General features: G+C 40.5%; 1 protein-coding gene. It reads left to right on the top strand.

The features are described 5' to 3' along the window. Nucleotides 1–494, top strand: a 494-nt coding sequence (locus IU405_RS08640; RefSeq protein WP_197438212.1) for a type II toxin-antitoxin system HipA family toxin, incomplete at both ends; no start/stop codon positions are given.

Raw genomic sequence — 494 nt, 5'->3', positions numbered from 1 at the left:
GACCAAAAGCCATTATCGCCTATAATGAAAAAACAGGGCAAGTAAAATCTGGTCAAACGCTAGCGCCCAAAGGTTTTGAACATTGGTTGCTAAAATTAGATACCGTTAGCAATGTACAATTTGGAGAAAGCAGCGGTTTTGGTAAAGTTGAAATGGCATATTATCTCATGGCTAAAGCTTGCCAAATCGACATGATGGAATCTCGTCTATTAGAAGAAAACGGGAGAGCTCATTTTATGACCAAACGTTTTGATAGAGATGGAGGTGACCAAAAACACCACATACAAACGCTATGTGCGATGCAGCACTATGACTTTAATCAAATCACGAGCTTTAGTTACGAACAGCTATTCCAAACCATGCGTTTGCTGAGGTTACCTTACCCACAAGCAGCACAAATGTACCGTAGAATGGTATTCAATGTAATCGCAAGAAATTGTGACGATCATACCAAAAATTTTGCCTTCCGACTAAAGAAAGGGCAGGAGTGGGAG

This window comes from Polaribacter sp. BAL334 (genome assembly GCF_015767435.1).
Taxonomy (GTDB): Bacteria; Bacteroidota; Bacteroidia; order Flavobacteriales; family Flavobacteriaceae; genus Polaribacter.
Note: the sequence above shows the minus strand (reverse complement) of the source record. Positions and strands in the feature narration are given on the sequence as shown.